The 17,703-nt window shown below is 64.7% G+C and carries 17 protein-coding genes; 9 read left to right on the top strand and 8 right to left on the bottom strand.

The features are described from left to right. Nucleotides 1–26: 26 nt before the first annotated feature. Nucleotides 27–350: a DUF1476 domain-containing protein gene (locus FOM02_RS08515; protein WP_027560255.1), complete on the bottom strand. Its 324-nt coding sequence runs from the start codon at nt 348–350 to the stop codon at nt 27–29. A 331-nt stretch (nt 351–681) separates the two neighbouring features. On the opposite strand from FOM02_RS08515, the gene purC reads away from it, so the two are divergent. Together purC and purS are read left to right on the top strand one after the other, a co-directional pair. Then, nucleotides 682–1,449, top strand: a complete 768-nt coding sequence (gene purC / locus FOM02_RS08520; RefSeq protein ID WP_172782948.1) for a phosphoribosylaminoimidazolesuccinocarboxamide synthase — start codon at nt 682–684, stop codon at nt 1,447–1,449. Nucleotides 1,450–1,462: 13 nt separating this feature from the next. Next, nucleotides 1,463–1,702, top strand: a complete 240-nt coding sequence (purS, locus tag FOM02_RS08525; RefSeq protein WP_027560254.1) for a phosphoribosylformylglycinamidine synthase subunit PurS — start codon at nt 1,463–1,465, stop codon at nt 1,700–1,702. Between the two features lie 45 nt (nt 1,703–1,747). Here purS and FOM02_RS08530 read toward each other — a convergent pair whose 3' ends face one another. Continuing rightward, nucleotides 1,748–2,764 (bottom strand): magnesium and cobalt transport protein CorA, encoded by a 1,017-nt coding sequence (locus FOM02_RS08530; protein ID WP_265441622.1) that lies wholly within the window; start codon nt 2,762–2,764, stop codon nt 1,748–1,750. 165 nt (nt 2,765–2,929) lie between these two features. On the opposite strand from FOM02_RS08530, the gene purQ reads away from it, so the two are divergent. Beyond that, the gene (purQ, locus tag FOM02_RS08535; protein ID WP_027560252.1) at nt 2,930–3,631 is read left to right on the top strand and encodes a phosphoribosylformylglycinamidine synthase subunit PurQ; all 702 of its coding nucleotides are present in this window, start codon (nt 2,930–2,932) and stop codon (nt 3,629–3,631) included. Then, the gene (locus FOM02_RS08540) at nt 3,628–4,560 is read left to right on the top strand and encodes a tripartite tricarboxylate transporter substrate-binding protein (protein ID WP_265441623.1); all 933 of its coding nucleotides are present in this window, start codon (nt 3,628–3,630) and stop codon (nt 4,558–4,560) included. Before purQ ends, FOM02_RS08540 begins: the two co-directional genes overlap by 4 nt. 28 nt (nt 4,561–4,588) lie before the next feature. Here FOM02_RS08540 and FOM02_RS08545 read toward each other — a convergent pair whose 3' ends face one another. Continuing rightward, a complete protein-coding gene (locus FOM02_RS08545) occupies nt 4,589–4,987 on the bottom strand; it encodes a RidA family protein (RefSeq protein WP_265441624.1) in 399 nt (132 codons plus the stop codon). Between the two features lie 139 nt (nt 4,988–5,126). Here FOM02_RS08545 and FOM02_RS08550 point away from each other — a divergent pair, with 139 nt between their 5' ends. Together FOM02_RS08550 and FOM02_RS08555 are read left to right on the top strand one after the other, a co-directional pair. Then, nucleotides 5,127–5,732, top strand: a complete 606-nt coding sequence (locus FOM02_RS08550; protein ID WP_027560249.1) for a TetR/AcrR family transcriptional regulator — start codon at nt 5,127–5,129, stop codon at nt 5,730–5,732. A 174-nt stretch (nt 5,733–5,906) separates the two neighbouring features. Then, nucleotides 5,907–6,644, top strand: a complete 738-nt coding sequence (locus FOM02_RS08555; RefSeq protein ID WP_265441625.1) for a tetratricopeptide repeat protein — start codon at nt 5,907–5,909, stop codon at nt 6,642–6,644. A 37-nt stretch (nt 6,645–6,681) separates the two neighbouring features. Here FOM02_RS08555 and FOM02_RS08560 read toward each other — a convergent pair whose 3' ends face one another. Next, entirely contained in the window at nt 6,682–8,544 is a 1,863-nt protein-coding gene (locus FOM02_RS08560) for a TRAP transporter large permease subunit (protein ID WP_265442170.1), read from the bottom strand. A 14-nt stretch (nt 8,545–8,558) separates the two neighbouring features. After that, nucleotides 8,559–9,581, bottom strand: coding sequence for a TRAP transporter substrate-binding protein (locus FOM02_RS08565; RefSeq protein WP_027560246.1), 1,023 nt, complete (start codon nt 9,579–9,581; stop codon nt 8,559–8,561). Nucleotides 9,582–9,860: 279 nt separating this feature from the next. Between FOM02_RS08565 and FOM02_RS08570 the strand changes: the two genes are divergently transcribed. After that, complete coding sequence (locus tag FOM02_RS08570; protein ID WP_027560245.1) at nt 9,861–10,766, top strand: LysR substrate-binding domain-containing protein; 906 nt, start codon at nt 9,861–9,863, stop codon at nt 10,764–10,766. 140 nt (nt 10,767–10,906) lie between these two features. Continuing rightward, nucleotides 10,907–12,262 (top strand): NAD(P)H-dependent oxidoreductase, encoded by a 1,356-nt coding sequence (locus tag FOM02_RS08575; protein ID WP_265441626.1) that lies wholly within the window; start codon nt 10,907–10,909, stop codon nt 12,260–12,262. A gap of 118 nt (nt 12,263–12,380) precedes the next feature. Here the strand turns inward: FOM02_RS08575 and FOM02_RS08580 are convergent, their stop codons facing one another. Both FOM02_RS08580 and FOM02_RS08585 read right to left on the bottom strand, forming a co-directional pair. After that, nucleotides 12,381–13,337, bottom strand: coding sequence for a DMT family transporter (locus FOM02_RS08580; protein ID WP_265441627.1), 957 nt, complete (start codon nt 13,335–13,337; stop codon nt 12,381–12,383). Between the two features lie 73 nt (nt 13,338–13,410). Then, nucleotides 13,411–13,890: a PaaI family thioesterase gene (locus FOM02_RS08585; protein WP_167380658.1), complete on the bottom strand. Its 480-nt coding sequence runs from the start codon at nt 13,888–13,890 to the stop codon at nt 13,411–13,413. 187 nt (nt 13,891–14,077) lie between these two features. On the opposite strand from FOM02_RS08585, the gene purL reads away from it, so the two are divergent. Further along, on the top strand, nt 14,078–16,288 hold the full coding sequence (gene purL, locus FOM02_RS08590; RefSeq protein WP_265441628.1) for a phosphoribosylformylglycinamidine synthase subunit PurL: 2,211 nt from the start codon (nt 14,078–14,080) through the stop codon (nt 16,286–16,288). A gap of 120 nt (nt 16,289–16,408) precedes the next feature. Here purL and FOM02_RS08595 read toward each other — a convergent pair whose 3' ends face one another. Beyond that, the gene (locus tag FOM02_RS08595) at nt 16,409–17,596 is read right to left on the bottom strand and encodes an acyltransferase family protein (RefSeq protein WP_027560240.1); all 1,188 of its coding nucleotides are present in this window, start codon (nt 17,594–17,596) and stop codon (nt 16,409–16,411) included. Nucleotides 17,597–17,703 lie beyond the last annotated feature (107 nt).

A 17,703-nucleotide genomic window follows, 5' to 3' on the forward strand; every position in this document is an offset into this window, starting at 1 on the left:
ACTTTTCCGGATCATGCTTTCGGGAGCTATGTCCCGGCTTTCACCTCGGCGGCCGCGACCGCGAGCAGCTCGCTCATCTTGGTCCGAATCGCCTGCTCGGTGACGGCGACGTTCTTGGCGGCGAAATCGCCCATGACCTTGCGCAGGACGTCGCCATCGCCGGCCTCCTCGAAATCGGCCGCGACGACCTCCTTGGCATAGGCGGTGGCGGCCTCGCCGGTGATTCCGAGCTTTTCGGCCGCCCACAGCCCGAGCAGCCGGTTGCGGCGGGCTTCCGCCTTGAATTTCTGCTCCTCGTCGAGGGCGAACTTCTTCTCAAAGCCTTCCTGGCGCTTGTTGATTTCGCTCATGCCTCTTCCAATTCCTTAGCTTTCCGGGCCCGGTCAGCCTCGTTGCGGGGGCCCATGCGCATGCCTAGATAGAGGGCAGGAATCGGCAAAACAACGAGCCGTTAAGCCGCAGGCAAGGCGGTATAAGTCAGCCTCGGACAAGCCGGATCGATTGTGCTGCGACAGCCAATCGGATAGGTTGCCTGAAGGCTTAGTTCCCGTTCTGTTTCCTCAGGTTTTCCTTGGGTTTCAGATGGGTTCCGGGCCGTTCACGGCAGCTCCGCTGTGGGTCGTAACCTGGTAACCGGAGCACACCAAATACATGGATTTCAACAAAACACGGTACATCCCCATGAGCCGTCGGCGTCGCATTTATGAAGGCAAGGCAAAGGTACTCTATGAAGGTCCCGAGCCCGGCACCCTGATCCAGCACTTCAAGGACGACGCCACCGCGTTCAATGCCAAGAAGCACCAGGTGATCGAGGGCAAGGGTGTCCTCAACAACCGGATCTCGGAGTACCTGTTTCAGCACCTCAACGACATCGGGGTGCCGACCCATTTCATCCGCCGCCTCAACATGCGCGAGCAGCTGATTCGCGAGGTCGAGATCGTGCCGCTGGAGGTGGTGGTGCGGAACGTCGCCGCCGGCTCGCTGTCGCAGCGCCTCGGCATCGAGGAGGGCACGCAGCTGCCGCGCTCGATCATCGAGTTCTATTACAAGAACGACCAGCTCAACGACCCCATGGTGTCGGAAGAGCACATCACCGCGTTCGGCTGGGCGACGCCGCAGGAGATCGACGACATCATGGCGCTCGCCATTCGCGTCAACGACTTCCTCACCGGCCTCTTCCTCGGCATCGGCATCCGCCTCGTCGACTTCAAGATGGAGTGCGGCCGGCTGTTCGAGAACGAGATGATGCGCATCATCGTCGCCGACGAGATCTCGCCGGACAGCTGCCGTCTGTGGGACATCAAGTCGAACGAGAAGCTCGACAAGGACCGTTTCCGCCGCGACCTCGGTGGCCTGCTCGAGGCCTACACGGAAGTCGCCAAGCGCCTCGGCATCCTCATGGAGAACGAGCGTCCGCAGGGCACGGGTCCCGTGCTGGTGAAGAGCTGAAGAGGATTTTGACGTGAAGGCACGTGTTACCGTTACCCTGAAGACGGGCATCCTCGACCCGCAAGGCAAGGCCATCGAAGGCGCGCTGAAGTCGCTCGGCGTCGATGGCGTCGCCAGCGTCCGCCAGGGCAAGGTGTTCGACATCGAGCTCGCCGGCGCCGACAAGGCCAAGGCGGAAGCGGTGCTGAAGGACGCCGCCGACAAGCTCTTGGCGAACACCGTGATCGAGAATTATCGGGTCGAGATCGTATAAGTCTACCGAGGAGCCTGGTCGCGATGTCGACCAGGCGGTCCCGCCTCACAGCCAGCCGACGCGGCGGAAGCGCCAGTACAGGCCGACGCAGGCGAGCGCCATCAGCCCCATGACGACAAAGTAGCTGTATTCCCACTGCAGCTCGGGGATGTATTTGAAGTTCATCCCATAGATGCCGGCGACGGCGGTCGGGACGGCAAGGATCGCGAGCCAAGAGGCGAGCCTCTTCGAGACCGCCGTCTCCTGCGCCTGGCCGACCAGGAGGCTCGCCTCGAAGGCGAAGGCCAGCACCTCGCGCATGGAATCGATGCGCTCCTGGATGTTCCTGACGTGGTCGGTAACGTCGCGGAACAGGGGCTGCATCGTCGCGCGCACCATCGACAGCTCGTCGTGCTCGAGCCGGCGGCAGACCTCCACCAGCGGTCCGATCGCGTTGCGGAGCCGTAGCAGGTCACGGCGCAGCATGTAGAGCCGCTCGATCTGCGCATTGGTGATCGCGTGGGCGAGCACGTCGTCCTCGATGCCCTCGACCTCTTCGTGAATGCTCTCCAGCACGGGCGAGTAATTATCGACGATGAAATCGAGAATGGCATAGAGGATGTAGTCCTCGCCGCGGGCGAGCGCCCGCGGGCAGCTCTCGCAGCGTTCGCGCACCGGCGTGTAGGACGTCGAGGCGCCGTGGCGCACCGAGACCAGATAGCCGTCGCCGACGAAGATGTGGGTCTCGCCGAAGGCGATGCGGCCTTCGATCAGTTGCGCGGTGCGCGCCACGATGAACAGGTCCTCGCCATATTGCTCGATCTTGGGCCGCTGATGGGCGTGGTTGGCGTCCTCGATCGCGAGCTCGTGCAGGTCGAACTGCTTCTGTACCGCGCCGAGCAGCGCCATGTCGGGCTCATGCAGGCCGATCCAGACCACGTGGCCGGGCTTGGCCCGCCAGCTCGACGCTTCGCTGATGGCGATGTTGGCAACGCGCCTTCCGTCGACATAGGCGCCGGCAGCGACGACGCCTTCGGTGGACACCGGCTCGGAGGGGGATGCGGGCCGCGACGGGACGTTCATGGCTTCAATCCCGGGCAAGATCGTCGGGCAAAGTGCCGTGGCTATGGCCTGTGTACAAGGCCGCCCGGCAAGGCTAGCACTGGTAAAATCCCCGTCAAATGGCTATGTCTCTTCGCGAATTGGCCCTTCGGCCAGCCCGATTCCCAGCACCGCCGGAACCCGAACATGAAAGCCGCCATCCTCGTCTTTCCCGGAATCAACCGCGAGCGCGACATGGCGCGCGCGCTGAGGCTGATCTCGGGCCATGAGCCGGCGATGGTCTGGCACGCAGAGACGTCGCTGCCATCGGGCACCGACCTCGTCGTCGTGCCGGGCGGCTTCTCCTACGGCGACTATCTTCGCTGCGGGGCGATCGCGGCGCGCTCGCCGGTGATGGATGCGGTGCGCGACTATGCGGCCAAGGGCGGCCTCGTGCTCGGCGTCTGCAACGGCTTCCAGATCCTCTGCGAGTCCGGCCTGCTGCCGGGCATCCTGATGCGCAATGCGCGGCTGAAATTCATCTGCAAGGACGTGCATCTGCGCGTCGAGCGCTCCGACACGCCGTTCACGCGCGGCTACAATGCCGGTCAGGTGATCCGTGTGCCCGTCGCCCATGGCGAGGGCAATTACGCGGCGGACGAAGAGACCATCAGGCGGCTCGAAGGCGAGGGCCGGGTGCTCTATCGCTACTGCGCGGCTGACGGCAGCATCGACGACATCAGCAACATCAACGGCGCCGCGCAGTCGATCGCCGGGATCGTCAACGACAGGGGCAACGTGCTCGGCATGATGCCGCATCCGGAAAACCACGTCGAAGACATCATGGGCTGCACCGACGGCCGCGGCCTGTTCGCCGGCCTCACCGCGCATCTGGAAAAGGCCGCGTGATCTCGTTCGTGGTGAAGCGGCTGTCGGCCGCCATTGCCGTCGTTGCGTTTGCAACGGCCGCATTCGCGCAGGATTTCCCCAAGCGTCCCATCACCATGATCGTGCCGTTCGCGGCCGGCGACACCTCGGACGTGATCGCGCGCACGGTCGCCGAGCAGATGGGCATCGCGCTCGGCCAGACCATCGTGATCGAGAACGTTGCGGGCGCCGGCGGCTCGACCGCGCTGGCTCGCGCCTCCCGCGCCGAGCCTGATGGCTACACCATCGCGATCGGCAATGCCGGCACCAATGCCGCGACCTACACGATCTATCCGAAACTGCCGTTCACGCCCGACTCCTTCGTGCCGATCGCCATGGTGGCGAAGACGTTTGGCATCATCGCGCTGCGCAAGGATTTTCCGGCGAAGAATTTGAACGAGTTCATCGCTTACGCCAAGGCCAATCCGGGCAAGATCAATCTCGGCCATGCCGGCGTCGGCTCCTCGAATTACCTGATCTGCAAGAGCTTCGTCACCGCGGCGGGAATCGACGCGACACTGGTCGGCTATCGCGGCGCCGCGCCCGCGCTGACCGATGCGGTCGGCAGCCAGATCGACGGCGTCTGCGATGCCGCGGCTTCCGTCTCGCAGTCGATCAACGAGAAGCTGGTGCCGGACCTGCCGACGTCGGCCGAAGCCGGCCTGCCCGAGTTCGAGGCGCAGGGCTGGAACGGCCTGTTCGCGCCCAAGGGCACGCCGCCGGCCATCATCGCCAAGCTGAATGCTGCCGCGCGCACCGCCGTCGAGACCGAGGCGGTGAAGAAGCGTTTCGCGGACCTGTCGACGGTTGCGCCCGATCCCGATGAGCAGACGCCCGAGGTGTTGCAAAAGCTCGTGACGCGCGACGTCGAGAAGTATCGCAAGATGCTGGCTGATGACGCCAAGCCGTAGGCGGCTCCCGCATAGGCGGGAGACGGCTTTACGCGGCTGAAGGAATCCGGGCGACGACCTTGATCTCGAAGTCGAACCCGGCAAGCCAATTCACGCCAACAGCTGTCCAGTTCGGATACGGGGCATCACCGATTTCCGCGCTGCGGACGGCCATCACGGTCTCGATCTGCTTTTCAGGGTCGGTGTGAAACGTGGTGACATCCACCACATCGTCCAGGGTGCATCCTGCAGCTGCGAGCACGGCGCGCAAATTGGCAAAGGCACGCCGGATCTGGTCCTCGAACACCGGCTCGGGTGAGCCGTCGTCACGACTGCCGACCTGCCCCGAAACGAAGAGCAGGTCGCCGGAGCGGATCGCTGGGGAATACCGATGCGCTTGGTAAAGCGCATGGCGGTTGGCGGGGAAGATTGCCTCGCGTTGGAGCATGTTTTGAGCCTTTCGAAAGAATAGAGGGCAGGAGGCCGAATTGCCTTGCGGTGCCGGCCGCGACATCGTTCATATACGCTTCGTATGTGAGCTTCTTTCTCACATACGCGACGTATGTCAATAGGAAAACGGAGCGAGCATGGTCGAGGGAAAGCGGGCCGCAGCCATGGCGGAAAATCGGGCCAAGCTCATCCGCGCCGCGCGCAGGGCGTTCGCCACGCAGGGTTATGCAGACGCGTCGATGGATGAGCTGACGGCCTCGGTCGGGCTGACGCGGGGCGCGCTCTATCACAATTTCGAAGACAAGAAGGGGCTGCTCTGGGCCGTGGTCGAGCAGATCGATGGCGAAATGGCGGAACGGCTGCGGGCGATCCGCGAGCAAGCGCCCACCTTGTGGCAAGGCCTGCTCGCAGAGGGCAGTGCCTATATCGAAATGGCGCTCGATCCTGAAATTCAGCGCATCATGCTTCTGGATGGGCCTGCCGTACTCGGCGATCCATCCAAGTGGCCCGGCGAGAATGCCTGTCTGGATATCACCATGCGAACGATCCGGTCACTGATCGAGGAGAAGGTGGTGAAGCCCGTGGATGTTGAAGCGGCGGGGCGATTGCTGAACGGCGCCGCGCTCAGTGCCGCTTTATGGGTCGCCGCAGCCGACGATCCGAGAACCGTGCTGAACAAGGCCGTGGACGCGTTTCGACAATTGGCGAGCGGATTGCTGCTCGATGCAGTTTGCCGCGCATGATGCCGATTCCCTCGTGAACCTCCATCGCGTTCAGGACGACTGAGTCCTCGTCGCCATCAAGGCGCATGCATCGGGTGTCGCGGATTTCAGCACAGGGCAGCAACTCAAAGTTGTCTCAACGCGGCGGTTGCGATATCAGGAGGCCTGCGCTGTCGTTGTGCTCGTGGATGTCACATGCCCGTCGCTTTGATCGTTCTGCTGCTCGATCTCACGTTGATCTATCACGCCTCGCGTACCGGGCGGTTGCGGCCCTGGGCTTTCATCATCCTGCTGGTGCCGATGATGGGCGCGCTCGCCTATATCGCGGTCGAGCTCATCCCGGAATGGTTTTCGAGCCCCGGCGCACGGCAGGCGCGCCAGCGCGTCGCCAACCGGCTCGATCCGGAGAAGCGTTATCGCGAGCTCTCTGACCGGCTCGCCGTCACCGATACCATCGCCAACCGTGCGGCGCTCGCCGAGGAATGTGTGAAGATCGGCCGCTATGGTGAAGCCGAGCAGCACTACGATCACATCCTGGCGCTGCCGATGGGCCACGATCCCGCCTATGCGCTCGGCAAGGCGCAGGCCGAGTTTTCAGCCAAGCGCCCGGCCGATGCGCTGGCGACGCTGGACGATCTGCAGAAGCAATGGCCTGATTTCGACTCCGCCGACGCGCATCTGCTCTATGCCCGCGCGCTTGCGGAGGTCGGCCGGCTCGACGAGGCGCTGGAGGAATATCACGCCGTCGCCGGCTATTTCCCCGGCGCCGAAGCGCGGGTGCGCTACGGCATGCTGCTGCAGATGGTCGGCCGCACCCAGGAGGCGCGCGTCGTCTTCAACGAGCTCCTGATCCAGATGCGCCGCGCGCCAAAATATCTGCGCGACGCGCAGGCCGAATGGCTGAACATCGCAGAGAAGCAGATTTCGGCTTGACGGAAGGTGCCGCGCGGAACGGCCTCACTTGCGAGCCTCATAGAAACACCAGCGATATCCAGGGCACGAAGGTGATCAGCAGCAGGCCGAGGAACAGCCAGGCGAGATAGATCCAGATCCTGCGCATGCCTGCGTCAGGCGGAACGTTGCCGATGATGCAGGCGGCGTAGTAGCAAAGGCCGAATGGCGGTGCGAACAGGCCGAGGCCCATCGCCAAAATCACCACCATGGCATAATGCACCTCGTGGATGCCGAACTGCGCAGCCACCGGAAACAGCAGCGGGCCGAACAGCACGATCGCCGGGATGCCCTCCAGCACGCTGCCGAGCACGATGAAGGCCACCACCGAGATCAGCAGGAAGCCCCAGGCGCCGCCGGGCACGCCGGCCATGCGCGCGGCCAGATCATGCGAGAAGCCGGATTGCGCCAGCGCCCAGGCCATCGCGCTCGCAGCCCCCACGATGAACAGGATCGAGCCGGACAGCGAGGCGGTCTGCACCAGCATCGGCAGCACATTCTTCCAGGTCAGGCTGCCGCGATAGACGATCAGGCCGAGCACGAGGCAATAGGCGATGCCGATGGTCGAAACTTCGGTAGCGGTCGCATAGCCCTCCACCACCGCGCTGCGGATCAGGAACGGCAAGGCCAGGGCCGGGAGCGCGGCCCACAACGTCTTTGCCACGACCGACATGGGTGCCCGCGCGACCCTGATCGCTGCATTCTCCTCCGCGCCCGCCCGATAGCGCGCGACGAAGCCGAGCACGATCGCCAGCACGATCCCCGGCAGGATGCCAGCGGTGAACAGCGCCGCGATCGACACGCCGGTGACGGAGGCGATCGCGATTAGCACGATCGACGGCGGAATGGTCTCGCTCATCGCGCCCGACGCCGCAAGCAGCGAGACCAGCTCTCCATCCTTCATGCCTCGCTTGCGCATCTCGGGAAACAGCACCGGCGCGATCGCAGCCATGTCGGCGGTCTTGGAGCCGGAGATGCCCGAGACCAGCAGCATGGCACCGAGCATCACGTAGGACAGTCCGCCGCGGACATGGCCGAGCACGGAGGCGAGGAACGCGACCATGACGCGCGCCATGCCGGTCTGCTCGACCAGCTGTCCCAGCAGCACGAACAGCGGCACCGCGAGCAGGATCAATGAGCTCATGCCCTCGTCGATCCGTCCGACGACGACCAGGAGCGGCGTCCGTGTCGTGGTCAGCAGGAAGGCGACGGTCGCAAGACAGAAGGAAAACGCGATCGGCACGCCCGCCATCACGGCGCATCCGAGCAGGCCGACGAAGAAGATCAGCAAATTCCAGTTGCCGAGTGACTTCAGCGAGGGACCTGCGAGATAGAGCACGCCGGCCATCGCCGCGAACAGGACGGCGACGCCGAGCAGGTCCTTCGCCGACCGCTTGACCAGGGTGAGGCAGATGCTGGCGAGCGCGATGATGCAGCCGGCCGGGATGGCCGCAGCGCGGACCATGCCTGACCAGCCGAGCGCCGGCGTCTCGACGAAGGCCTGGTCCTCCACATAGTCCAGCGCGGGATGCAGGATGATCGCGAGAAACAGCGCTACCCCGCCGGCCGCGAGCGTCGAGGCCCAGGCCTCGGCGCGCGGCGACAGGTACGAGGTGAAGAAGGTCAGGCGCATGTGCGCCGAGCGCTGCACCGCGATCGCGCTGCCCAGCATCGCCAGCCACAGGAACAGGATGGAGGCGAGCTCGTCCGACCAGATGATCGGCCGGTGGAAGACTCCGCGCGCGACGATGCCGGCGAACAGGATGATGACCTCGGCGACGACGGCGATCGCGGCCGGAACCTCCACCAGCCAGCGCAGCGACTGCTCCAGCCAGCGTCCGGGCAACGGCTGTGCTTTACCGAGCCTCGCCGTTTCCTGCATGTCGATCACGGCGCTCATGCCAGTGCTCCGGCCGCGGCCTCCAGCGTCTTCCAATTGTCCTCGCCGAACTTGCCGCGCCATTCCTTGTAGAAGCCGGCCGTCGACAGCCCCTTGCGGAACGCCTCCTTGTCGGAGGCCTCGAAGGTGATGCCCTTGGCGACCAGCTGGTCCTTCAGTGTCATATTGAGCTTGGCGGTGTCGGCGCGCTGCTCCATCGCGGCCTGGTCGAATTCACGCCGGACGATCCCCTGCAACTCGTCGGGCAGCGCCTTCACCGAGCGGCGGTTGCCGAGGATGAAGAAGGGATCCCAGATGTGGTTGGTCTCGGAGATGTATTTCTGCACCTCGTAGATCTTGCCGGCCTCGATGGTAACGAGGCCGTTCTCCTGGCCGTCCACGAGATGGGTTTGAAGTGCCGTGTACAATTCGTTGAAGTTGATCGAGGTCGGGTTGGCGCCCAGCGATTTGAACAGCGAGGTGAAGATCGGCGATACCGGCACGCGGATGCGGTAGCCGGCGAGATCGGCCGGCGTCTTGATCGGCTTGGTGAACGAGGAAATCTGCCGGAACGTGTTGTCGGCGGGCTTGGCCATCACCAGCGCGCCGGTTTTCTCGATCTGGCTTGCGATCAGCTTGCCGAGGTCGCCGTCCATCGCATTCCAGACCTGACCGTAGTCCGAGAATGCGAAGCCGACATTGGCGATGCCGGCGATCGGCGCCACCGTCGACAGCACGGAGCCGGCGATGTTGAGGAAATCGACGCCGCCGCTGCGGATCTGGGTCAACAGGTCGGTGTCCGAGCCGAGCTGCGAGGCCGGAAAGAATTTGATCTCCAGCCGGCCGCCACTCGCCTCCCTGATCCGCTTTGCGGCCTGATCGAGGCGGGTGTTGATCGGCTGTGTCAGCGACTGGCCGGTGGCGAGCTTGTATTCGAACTCCGCGGCCTGCGCCGGCCTGGTGCGAATGGCGACCAGTGGAACGGCGGCAGCCGCCACCATGAAGTTGCGGCGTGAGATCCTGTGGCGCTTGCCCGACATCGTTGGTCCTCCCTGATGGTCTCGTGTGGCGCCTTTGCCGGCGCACGTGCTCGTTGCCGCGCGCAGGCCTGGCTGCGCCGGTGTCGTCAAAATCGCTTGTCTGGTGAAAGGGCTGGTCTTGCGTTCCTTCCCCCGGGGCGAGCCGGCGCTCGGCGCCGTCCTGTTTCCTCGATGGCACCCGTCTGTCGCGGATTGCCTTGAGCCAAGCCTAGATCGCTGGCCATGGGCGACAATTGAATTATATTCGCCGTCACTTTAGCTGGCCTAAAAGGTTTTCTGATGCAGATACCGTTCCGCGCCATCATCGTCTTCCACGCGGTGGCGCGCGCGGGCAGCATTTCCCGTGCGGCGGACGAATTGCGGGTGACGCCGTCGGCCGTCAGCCAGCAGATCCAGGCGCTGGAGCTGCATCTCGGCACGGCGCTGACTTCGCGCGTCGGGCGCAACATCACGCTGACCGAGGCCGGCGAGCGCTATTTCGAGATGATCAGCCGCGAGATCGAGCACGTCACCGACGTGACACGGCATGTCCGTGGCATCCGCTCCGCCACCACGCTGACGGTGCGCGCAGCGCCGAGTGTATCGAGTAAATGGCTGCTGCCGCGGCTTGCCAGCTTCGTCGACGCCAATCCGGACATCGAATTGCGACTCGACGGCACCAACGAGCCGACCGATTTTCGCAAGGAGAATGTCGACCTGGAGATCCGCCACGGCGAAGGCGGCTGGCCCGGCCTGTTCGTCGAAAGCCTCGGCAAGGAGCGCTTCTTTCCGTTGTGCGCACCCTCGTTCTTCGCGGCGGGCAGCCTCGCAGCCCGGGACCTGCTCGAGCACCGGCTGATCCATTCGGTGAAATCGCAGATGCAATGGCCCCGCTGGTTCACGGAGGCCGGCATCGAGCCTGCGGAACGCTGGAAGCGCGTGCTGTTCGACCGCAGCCACATGGCGATCGACGCCGCCGTCGACGGCCTCGGCATCGGGCTGGAAAGCGAGCTGCTGGCCTGGCGCGAATTACGCGACGGGCGGCTGGTCTGCCCCGTGAAGAATCCGCCGGAGGTCGCGCTGACCACGCAGTGGATCGTCTGCCCGCACGGTCATCTGCGCCACCGCAAGACCCGGACCTTCCTCGACTGGCTGCGCGGGGAACGCGACGCCTGGAGCGCGCAGCAGGGCACGTCGATTGTTTAGCGTGCCTACATCGTCGCCGCAGATAATCTGAATTGCCCTCGGATTCGCCGCTGCCTAACGTTTCCGTACAAGGCGAGCGCGGCCGGACGTCACGGCTGCAACAACGCCGTCACCCGAGGAAACATTTCAAGGAAATCCAGATGAATCTCCATCGCATGCTGCTGGAACGCAAGGCAGCCGGCAAGCCTGTCACCATTGGCCTGATCGGAGCCGGAAAATTCGGGCTGATGTTCCTGTCGCAGGTGCGCCAGACTGACGGCATGCATCTCGTCGGTGTCGCCGATTTGAACACTGCCCGCGCCCGCGCTCAGCTCAAGCTCGGTTGCTGGCCGGAAGAGCAATACGCGGCAACCTCCATCGACGACGCGCTCAAGCACGGTGGCACCGTCGTCACCGACAACGCCGACGCGCTGATCACCCATCCGGCGATTGAGGTGATCATCGAGGCGACCGGCGATCCTGGTGCCGGCATCCGCTTCGCGATGAAGGCGATCGAGAACGGCAAGCACATCGTGATGGTCAATGTCGAGGCGGACGCGGTCGCGGGCCCCATTCTGGCGCGCAAGGCAAAGCGGGCCGGCGTCGTCTATTCACTCGCCTGGGGCGATCAGCCGGCGCTAATCGCAGATCATGTCGATTGGGCGCGCGCGGCCGGCTTCAAGGTCGTCGCGGCCGGCAAGGGCACGCGCTACCACCCGACCTATCACCAGTCGACGCCGGATACGGTCTGGGACATCCTCGACAAATACATGAAGATCAAGGATCGCAACTCGATCAACCCGAAGATGTTCAACTCCTTCGTCGACGGCACCAAGTCGGGCATCGAGATGACGGCCGTGTGTAATGCGACCGGGCTGCATGCGCAGAGCGAGGGCCTGTCGTTCCCGCCGGCGACACGGTTCGAGCACGCCGAGATCTGCAAGCCGAAAGCCGACGGCGGCATGCTGGAGAAGTCGGGCGTCACCGAGGTCACGTCCTCGGTCTATCGTGACGGCTCCGACGTGCCGCAGAGCCTCGTGATGGGGACCTATGTCGTATTCGAGACCGACAGCGCCTATTCCGAGGAATGCTTCCGCGAATACAGCATGCTGCCGGACAAGACCGGCAAATATGCCTCGCTGTACCGCCCGATTCACATGATCGGGCTGGAGCTCGGAATCTCCGTCGCCTCCGCGGCGTTGCGCAAGGAGCCGACGGGTGCGCCGATCGTATTCAATTCGGACGTCGTCGCGACCGCCAAGCGCAAGCTGAAGGCCGGCGAGATGCTCGATGGCGAGGGCGGCTTCTGCGTCTGGGGCAAGCAGACCCCTGCCGACGCTTCGCTGAAGCAGGGTTACTTGCCGCTCGGCCTCGCCCACCATGTCAAGCTCAAGACCGATATCGAGCAAGGTCAGCGCCTGAAATGGGAGGACGTGGAGTACGATCCCGACAGTCTTGCCGTGCGGGTGCGCCGCGAGATGGAAGCGGCGTTCCGGCAACCGAACATGGCTGCTTGATAGGCGTATCTGACCCGAAGGAAACCGGCGGCGACCGGGACTGCGCCCATGTCATGGACAGTGGCGCGGCCTCGGCCCGCGCCATGCAGGCGGGTGAAGCCAGGCACGGCCTTTTACGCTACCGCCCCTTCAGCCGCTCCGCCGGCACCGTCATCGCGGCGACGCCGGCCATCACCAGCAATAGCCCCAGCGCCAGGTTCGACGGCACGCTCTCGCCGAGCAGCAGAACGGAAAGTCCGACGCCGATCGGGATGCGCAAATAGCCTTGCGCGTTTGTCGTCAGCGTGCCGAGCCGGCCGAGGCAGACGTAGAACAGCATCAATCCGAGCGCGCTGGAGACGAGCCCCATGACGATGGTGGCCACGATCGCGGTCGGCGTCGGATGCAGCGTCCAGGGCTGATCGATGATCACCGCGGGCGGCAACAGCACGAGACCGCCGAACAAGAGCGAGCCGGCGGCCACCACCATCGGGTCGTATTCGGACAGCCGCAGGCCGAAGATCGTGGCGCAGGCAAAGGAGATGGTGGCGAGCAGGATCCCGATCTCGGCGATGATGTCACTTCCAAAGCCGCGGAGCGCGTCGAGCCCAATGATGGCGATTGTGCCGGCGAGTCCCAAAATCGCGCCCGCGAGCTTGAGCAGCGTCGCCGGCTCGTGGCGTGTGATCAGCGAGGTGATCAGGAAAGCGAAGATCGGCGTGGTCGAGGCCAGCACCACCGTGTTCGAGGCCGGCACATATTGCTGCGCCCAGGTGATGATCAGAAACGGGAAGGTCGAATTGATCAGCTGCTGGGTCGCGAACAGCTTCCAGGCTTTTGCGTCGGTGGGAATCCTGGTGCCGCGCATCCACAGGATCGCGAACAGGAACGCGGCCGCGATCAGCGAGCGTGCCGAGATGAAGGTGATGGGCGGGATGGTGGGAAGCGCCAGCTTGGCCAGCGGATAGGTCGAGCTCCAGCAGCAGGCCGGCGCGAGCAGCAGCGCGTAGTCGCGCCAGCTGCGCGCGCCGGCGGCGGGCTTGGACGGCAATACCGAGGCCGCTGCGCGCCCCGTCGGCGATGTGCTCTGCGGCACCTTGTTCTGGCTCCCCGGCGCGACCGCGCGAGCCGAAGTCTGGGCGAGGGGGCGCCGGAAGGGAAGGCGTGAGCTATGCGTTTGGCGGAGGTGCCGACTTCCACTTCGCCCGCTTGATCGTGCCGGAGAAGGTGAACAGGAGGCGCTCGCCGCTCCGCATCTGCCCGCGCAGGAAGATCAGCGAATTGCCGGCGCGGGTGACCTCGCCGGTGCACTCGATCAGCTCGCCCTCGTGGCCCGCATCGAGGAATTCACAGCCGAAATTGACGGTCACGCCTTTGCCGTTCAGGGCGTGGCGGCCGATCGCGAACAGGCAATAGTCGGCGAAGGCCATGAAGCAGCCGCCATGGACGTTGCCGGAGCCGTTCAGGTGCTTCTTTTCGACCCGGAAGGCGCAGCGGACGCTGCCGTCCGCCTCCAGGCGGTGCCAGAAGGGGCCGACATGGGTCTCAAAGCTGTCGCGGATCCAGGTTTGCCAGCCCGCAAATTCCCCTTCCGTGGCGACATGCAGGTCGGGGCGGGGGGAAGCGGCCGTTTTGGTCAATTCGTGCAAGGAAATGGGCCTTCAATTACGGGTCTTTAGCCCTTAAATCCGATCCGATCCCGCAGTGCAATTCCTGTTCCCGCAAGGCCACCGGCCGCAAAACGTGGGACAGCGGGAAAATGCGTCATAAAGGGCTTTTCGAAGCCATCCGATGTTCCTAAGAACGGCCAAACCGCCGCCGGAAAGCCCCGAATCCATGAAGAACGAACCCAAGATCACCCCTGAACTGGTTGCCGCCCACGGGCTCAAGCCCGACGAATATGAGCGCATCCTGAAGCTGATCGGGCGGGAGCCGACCTTCACCGAGCTCGGCATCTTCTCGGCGATGTGGAACGAGCACTGCTCGTACAAATCCTCGCGCATCCATCTGCGCGGCCTGCCGACCAAGGCGCCCTGGGTGATCCAGGGCCCCGGCGAGAATGCCGGCGTGATCGACATCGGTGACGGCCAGGCCGTGGTCTTCAAGATGGAGAGCCACAACCACCCGAGCTACATCGAGCCCTATCAGGGCGCGACCACCGGCGTCGGCGGCATTTTGCGCGACGTCTTCACCATGGGCGCGCGCCCGATCGCCTGCCTCAACGCGCTGAGCTTCGGTGCGCCCGAGCATGCCAAGACGCGCCATCTGGTCTCCGGCGTCGTCGCCGGTGTCGGCGGCTACGGCAATTCCTTCGGCGTGCCGACGGTGGGCGGCCAGGTGCGCTTCCACACCCGCTATGACGGCAACATCCTCGTCAACGCGATGGCGGTGGGCCTCGCCGATGCCGACAAGATCTTCTATGCGGCCGCCTCCGGCGTGAACATGCCGATCGTCTATCTCGGCTCCAAAACGGGGCGCGACGGCATCCACGGCGCCTCGATGGCCTCGGCCGAGTTCGACGACAAGTCCGAGGAGAAGCGCCCGACCGTGCAGGTCGGCGATCCCTTCGCCGAGAAGCTGCTGCTCGAAGCCTGCCTCGAGATCATGGAGAAGGGCTGCGTCATCGCGATCCAGGACATGGGTGCGGCCGGCCTGACCTGCTCGGCGGTCGAGATGGGTGCCAAGGGCGACCTCGGCGTCGATCTCGATCTCGACGCGGTGCCGACCCGCGAGACCGGCATGAGCGCCTACGAGATGATGCTCTCGGAGAGCCAGGAGCGCATGCTCATGGTGCTCAAGCCCGAGAAGGAAAAGGAAGCCGAGGAGATCTTCACGAAGTGGGGGCTCGATTTTGCGATCGTCGGCTACACGACGCCGAGCAAGCGCTTCGTCGTCAAGCATGGCGGCGACGTCATGGCCGACCTTCCGATCAAGGAGCTCGGCGACGAGGCGCCGGTCTATGACCGCCCGCACATCCCATCAGCCGCGCTGCCGATCGTGCATGCGCGCGACGTGCCGGCGCCGATGGCCGTCGGCGCTGCCCTGGAGAAGCTGATCGGCACGCCGGATATGTGCTCTAAGCGCTGGGTCTGGGAGCAGTACGACCACGTCATCCTCGGCAACACCATGCAGCGCCCGGGCGGCGATGCCGCCGTGGTGCGCGTGCAGGACGGGCCGAAAGGGTTGGCGCTCACCGTCGACGTCACGCCGCGCTATTGCGAGGCGGACCCGTTCGAGGGCGGCAAGCAGGCGGTGGCGGAAGCCTGGCGCAACATCACCGCGGTCGGCGGCAAGCCGCTCGCGATCACTGACAACCTCAACTTCGGCAATCCTGAGCGGCCCGAGATCATGGGCCAGTTCGTCGGCTGCCTGAAGGGCATCTCGGAAGCCTGCCGCACGCTCGACTTCCCGGTCGTCTCCGGCAACGTCTCGCTCTACAACGAGACCAATGGCCGCGCCATCCTGCCGACACCGTCGATCGGCGGCGTCGGCCTGCTCGACGACTTCACCAAGTCGGCCTCGCTCGCATTCAAGGCCGAAGGCGAGGCGATCCTCTTGATCGGCGAAACGCACGGCTGGCTCGGCCAGTCCGTCTATCTGCGCGACATCTGCGGTCGTGAGGAAGGCGCGCCGCCGCCGGTCGATCTCGCCGCCGAGAAGCGCAATGGCGATTGCGTGCGCGGCATGATCCATGCGGGCACGGCGACCGCGGTGCACGACCTCTCCGACGGCGGTCTTCTGATCGCACTCGCCGAGATGGCGATGGCGGGCGGCATCGGCGCAAAGCTGCTGGCGGCGCCGACTTCGCTGGTCTCGCAGGCCTATTGGTTCGGTGAGGACCAGGCGCGCTATCTCGTCACCGTGCCGGAAACCGAAGCCGGCCGCGTGCTTGCCAAGATGCGCGGCTGCGAGGTGCCCTGCGTACGCATCGGCACCACCGGCGGCGACGCCATCGCGATCGCGGGCGAGGCGCCGGTTACGATCGAGGCGCTGCGGAAGTCATTCGAGCGCTGGCTGCCGGAGTATATGGGCGGCAAGGCGGCGTAAGGCGGCCGCCACACACTCCGTCATTGCGAGGAGCAAAGCGACGAAGCAATCCAGACTGTCTCGGCGGAGGACTCTGGATTGCTTCGCTGCGCTCGCAATGACGAGTGGAGACGCCGTGCCTCACAACACGTGCGAGGCGCCTGGAATCTTCCGTAATCCCGCCGTCAGGCCCCAGCTCAGGATCACCGTGAGCACGAAGCCGATCGCGGCCTTGACGATCGCGGGCAGCCCGTAGTCGTACAGCGCGTACTGGATCCACAGCGCGATCGGGTAGTGCACCAGGAACATGCCGTAGGCATCCGCCTGCATGCGGTCGAGCAGGGTCGGGCCCGGCGCCTTCGAATGCAGGAAGAAGGCGAGGATCGCGAGCAGGATCGAGGCCGAGAACAATACGAAGAACGTGCCGTAGAACACATGGTACCAGTGCGGCAGGTGACCGGGATTACCGAGGATCTCCCGCTTGATGTAGATCATGCACCACATCAGGCAGTAGGGGATCAGCGTAATGATCACCCATAGCCAGCGGCTCTTCGGCAGTTGCCCCTCGGCGCTCAGGATGCCGCGATCGAAATTCGCCGCGCCGACGCTGGCGCCGATGAAGAAATAGGCGAAGTAGAGCAGGATGCGGCTCGCCTGCACCGAGAACGGCCCGAACTCGAACCATTTGTTGGTACCGAAATAGACCAGCGCGGGCAGATAGACGATGACGCTCACGGCGGCGAGCATCAGCCAGAACACGGCGGGCTGCTCAAATCCGCGCAGCGAGACGCGGTTGCCGGGATCGACCAGATGCGCCGAGACCCGGTAGAGCAGGCTCGCGGTCAGGTCGAACGCCAGCAGCACCCACACGAACCAGATCGGGCCGCTCGGCCACGGACCCACCGTGACCGTCTTCCACCAGAACGAAGCGAAGCTCAGCTCCGGATCCTGCCGCAGCGCGATCGCGTAATAGGCGAGCGGGATGACGGTGAGAGCCGCGATCACGAACGGCAGCCCGAGCCGCAGCAGGCGGTCGCGCAGGAAGACCGACGGCGCCTTGCGCGCAATGCCCGGCCAGGTGAACAGGCCGGACAGGAAGAAGAACATCGCCATGAAGAAGCTGTCGGTGGCGAGCACGACGACGTCGAAACCGATCCAGGACGCCGGATCGGTGTGACCAAAATGGGTGTAGGGAATGACGGCGTGGTGCAGCAGCACCACCAGCGTCAGGAAGGTGCGGGCGCGGTCGAGCGACAGGTTGCGCACCTTGGCCTTCGGCGCGGCATGCGCCTCTGCGCCGATCGTCGCGGAATGTGACATCGTGATCATGGCCGCCCTGCGTTCCTACCCCCCGACGACTGTGCCGCCGGGAACCCGATTCAGCAAGCGCCGTTTGTGCCGGGCCGCGGCAGTGCCAAGCCGTCAGGAACCAGTTC

It is taken from the genome of Bradyrhizobium sp. SEMIA (genome assembly GCF_014844175.1).
Lineage (GTDB): Bacteria > Pseudomonadota > Alphaproteobacteria > Rhizobiales > Xanthobacteraceae > Bradyrhizobium > Bradyrhizobium arachidis.